Source organism: Acidimicrobiales bacterium, assembly GCA_036273495.1.
Taxonomy (GTDB): Bacteria; Actinomycetota; Acidimicrobiia; order Acidimicrobiales; family JAJPHE01; genus DASSEU01.
On record DASUHN010000422.1, the window covers coordinates 1 to 2,217 of the forward strand.

Here is a 2,217-nt window from a genome sequence, read left to right on the forward strand (position 1 = left end):
GGCACGCGGGTGCTGGTCGACCGGATCTGGCCCCGCGGGTTGACCAAGGCCAAGGCCGACCTCGACGAGTGGTGCAAGGTCGTGGCCCCCTCGACCGAGCTGCGCAAGTGGTACAGCCACGACCCGGCCCGGTTCGGGGAGTTCACCCGGCGCTACCGCGCCGAGCTAAAGGATCCGGACCGGTCCGAGGCGGTGGACCACCTACGGAGCCTGGCCAGGCGCCGGAACCTCACCCTGCTCACCGCCACCAAGTCCCCCGAGATCAGCGAGGCCGAGGTGCTGGCCGAGATGCTGCGCACGTGACGGTCTTGGGGCTTCCACCCGGGGCCAAGGCATGTCTGTTCGACCTCGATGGTGTCCTCACCCAGACGGCGAAGGTGCACGCCGCCGCCTGGAAGGAGATGTTCGACTCCTACTTGCAGGCCCGGGCGGCAAGGAGCGGGGAGCCGTTCGTGGCGTTCGACCGGGTGGCCGACTACGACGCCTACGTGGACGGCAAGCCCCGCGCCGACGGGACCCGTTCCTTCCTGACCGCCCGGGGTATCGACCTGCCCGAAGGCGCTCCGAACGATCCGCCGGGGACGGAGACCGTGCATGGTCTGGGAAACCACAAGAACGAGATCGTGCTGCGCCGGATCCGATCCGACGGTGTGGCCGCCTACGAGGGTTCGGTTCGCTACGTCCGGGCCGTCCGCGAGGCCGGCCTGGGTCGTGCGGTGGTGTCCTCCAGTGCCAACTGCGCCGACGTGCTGGTGGGCGCCGGCATCCAAGACCTCTTCGAGGCGCGCATCGACGGCTTGACCGCCGAGCGGGATCATCTGGCGGGCAAGCCGGCGCCGGACATGTTCCTGGCCGGTGCCGCAGCCCTCGGTGTCCGACCAGCGAACGCGGCGGTGTTCGAAGACGCCCTGGTCGGGGTGGCGGCGGGTCGGGCCGGAGGCTTCGGCTGCGTGGTGGGGGTCGACCGGGCCGGCCAGGCCGACGAGCTCAAAGCCCATGGCGCCGACGTCGTGGTGGCGGACCTGGCCGAGCTGCTGGATGTCCGATGATCAACCATCCCGCCTTCACCGTCGAGCCGTGGTGCCTGCGGGCCACCGATCTGGACCTGGCCGTGCTGGCCCAGTCCGAGTCTGTCTTCGCCCTGGCCAATGGGAACATCGGCTGGCGGGGCAACCTCGACGAGGGGGAGCCCCATGGCCTGCCCGGCTCCTATCTCAACGGGGTCTACGAGCGCCGCCCCCTGCCCTACGCCGAAGCCGGCTACGGGTACCCGGACTTCGGCCAGACCATCATCAATGTGACCAATGGCAAGGTCATCCGTCTCCTTGTCAACGACGAGCCCTTCGACGTCCGCTACGGGGAGCTCCGGGCCCACGAGCGCTGCTTAGACTTCCGGGCCGGCGTCCTCTACCGCCGCGCCGAGTGGGCCTCCCCGGCCGGGAGCGCGGTGCGGGTGTCCTCCACCCGCCTGGTCTCCTTCGTGCAGCGCTCGATCGCGGCGATCTGTTATGAGGTCGAGCCCCTCGACGGGCCAGCCCGGGTGGTCGTGCAGTCCGAGCTGGTGGCCAACGAGGAGTTGCCCGCCCCCGGGGGCGATCCCAGGGTGGCGGCGGTGCTGGATGCGCCTCTGGTCGCCGAGCAACATGCCGCCCAGGGGGCCCGGGCCGGCCTGGTGCACTCGACGCGCCACAGCGCCCTTCGCATCGCCGCAGTCATGGACCATGTGGTGGACGGGCCGGCTGGCACCGAGGTGTCGGCCGAGGCCTTCCCCCACCTGGGACGCGTGACGCTGACCGCGTCGCTCGAACCAGGGACCCGTCTCCGCCTGGTCAAGCTCGTGGCCTATGGCTGGTCGGGCTCCCGCTCGCGGCCTGCGGTGTGGGATCAGGCCGACGCCGCCCTGGCCGGGGCCGCCCGGGGGGGATGGGACCAGCTGCTCACCGAGCAGCGGGCTTACCTCGATGCCTTCTGGGACGGCGCCGACGTGGAGGTCGAAGGCGACGCCGAGCTGCAACAGGCCGTGCGCTTCTCCTTGTTCCACGTCCTGCAGGCGGGGGCCCGGGCCGAGGGCAGGGCCATACCCGCCAAGGGGCTGACCGGGCCGGGCTATGACGGCCACTGCTTCTGGGACACCGAGGCCTATGTCCTGCCCGTGCTGACCAACGTGGCCCCCGACGCTGTGGCCCACGCCCTGCGCTGGCGCCACTCCACCCTCCC

The 2,217-nt window shown here is 71.1% G+C and carries 3 protein-coding genes; all 3 read left to right on the top strand.

Annotated features, from left to right (window positions below; all coding sequences use genetic code 11):
- The coding region (locus VFW24_18355) for a DUF488 family protein (GenBank protein HEX5268734.1) at positions 1-303 on the top strand (303 nt) is incomplete at its 5' end.
- Positions 300-1,049 (top strand): beta-phosphoglucomutase family hydrolase, encoded by a 750-nt coding sequence (locus tag VFW24_18360; GenBank protein ID HEX5268735.1) that lies wholly within the window; start codon positions 300-302, stop codon positions 1,047-1,049. The genes VFW24_18355 and VFW24_18360, both read left to right, overlap by 4 nt.
- Positions 1,046-2,217, top strand: a 1,172-nt coding sequence (locus VFW24_18365) for a hypothetical protein (protein HEX5268736.1), incomplete at its 3' end; no start/stop codon positions are given. The genes VFW24_18360 and VFW24_18365, both read left to right, overlap by 4 nt.